Raw genomic sequence first — 1,461 nt, 5'->3', positions numbered from 1 at the left:
GTGTAGACGGGCTTGAGGTCCTTCGCGAGCGCAGGCCAGTCCTTCGTGGACGCATACCGGAACGAGTTTCGCAGAAGGTGCACGATGCAGGTCTGCACGATCGTCGCCGGCCAGACCTGGGCGACCGCGTCGGGTAGGCCGGTCAGCCCGTCGCAGACGAGGATGAGGACGTCGGCGACGCCGCGGTTCTTCAGGTCCGTCAGCACGAGCTGCCAGTGTTTGGCGCCCTCGCCGCCGGTCCCGGCCCACAGGCCGAGGATGTCGCGCTCGCCGTCGGCGGTGACCCCGATCGCGGCGTAGACGGGGCGGTTCGCGACCTGCCCGTCGCGGATCTTCACGACGATCGCGTCGAGGAACACGACCGCGTAGACCGTGTCGAGTGGCCGGGCCCGCCAGGCCTCCATCCCCTCGAGGATCCTGTCAGTGATCGTGGAAATGGTCTGCCGGGACACCTCGGTGCCGTAGACCTCGGCCAGGTGGGCCTGGACCTCCCCGGTCGTGAGCCCCTTGGCCACCAGCGAGATCACGAGATCCTCGACCCCGTCGAGGCGGCGCTGCCGCTTGGCGACGATCGCCGGGGTGAACGAGCCGTCCCGGTCACGGGGCACGTCGATCTCGACCGGGCCGATCTCGGTGACGACCGTCTTCGTCCGGCTGCCGTTGCGGGAGTTGCCGCCGTTGCGGCCGGCCGGGTCGTGCGCCTCGTAGCCGAGGTGCGCGGTCAGCTCGGCCTCGAGCGCGGTCTCCAGGACCATCTTCGTGAGCTTCCCGAGCATCCCACCCGGCCCGGTCAGCGACAGCCCCTCGGCCTTCGCCTGGGCGACCAGGCCCCTGGCCAACTCCTCGCTGAGCACCGGCGTCGCGCCGGCGTCAGCCTCGCTGCCGGCGGGCTGGTCCGGGATCACCGCGATCGTCGGATCCGTCGTCGTGATGGTCATCTGGCGCCTCCTCTCCCTGCGCATATGCACAGAATGTCACAAGGAAGTTACACCGTTGGTTTTACAGTCCCGCCGTGCCCACCCCTAACAAGTACCCGGCCGAGCTACGCGAGCGTGCGGTCCGGATGGTCTTCGAGGTACGCAAGGAGTCCGGTCAGCGGACCGGCTCGATCACAACTGTCGCCAAGCGGCTCGGGGTTGGCGCGGAATCRCTGCGCCAGTGGGTGAAGCAGGCCGAGGTCGACGGTGGCCAGCGGCCGGGGACCTCGACCGCGGACGCGCAGCGTATTGCCGAGCTGGAACGCGAGGTCCGTGAACTCACCCGTGCGAACGAGATCTTGAAGGCTGCGTCGGCTTTCTTCGCGCGGGAGCTCGACCCGCGACTGCCGAGGTAGTCGCGTTCATCGACTAGTACAAAGACGTGGCCGGGGTCGAGCCGATCTGTGAAATCCTGCAGTTTGCCCCGTCGACGTACTATGCCGCGAAGGTAAGAGTTCGGTGATGGCGTGGGTGGGCGGGCCGA

1 protein-coding gene, 1 pseudogene and 1 other annotated feature are annotated in these 1,461 nt (G+C 68.2%); of the genes and pseudogenes, one reads left to right on the top strand and one right to left on the bottom strand.

The features are described 5' to 3' along the window. A partial coding sequence (locus tag KBI5_RS24735; RefSeq protein ID WP_085016633.1) for an IS256 family transposase occupies positions 1 to 938 on the bottom strand: 938 nt, incomplete at its 3' end. Between the two features lie 116 nt (positions 939 to 1,054). On the opposite strand from KBI5_RS24735, the pseudogene KBI5_RS24730 reads away from it, so the two are divergent. Beyond that, positions 1,055 to 1,431: pseudogene (locus KBI5_RS24730) on the top strand (transposase); the annotation flags it as partial. Continuing rightward, positions 1,291 to 1,404: a sequence feature (AL1L pseudoknot), on the top strand. It overlaps the preceding pseudogene by 114 nt. Positions 1,432 to 1,461: the final 30 nt, after the last annotated feature.

This window comes from Frankia sp. KB5 (assembly GCF_002099325.1).
GTDB lineage: Bacteria > Actinomycetota > Actinomycetes > Frankiales > Frankiaceae > Frankia > Frankia casuarinae.
The sequence above is the reverse complement of the archived record's forward strand: the minus strand, read 5'-3'. Positions and strand labels throughout refer to the sequence as shown.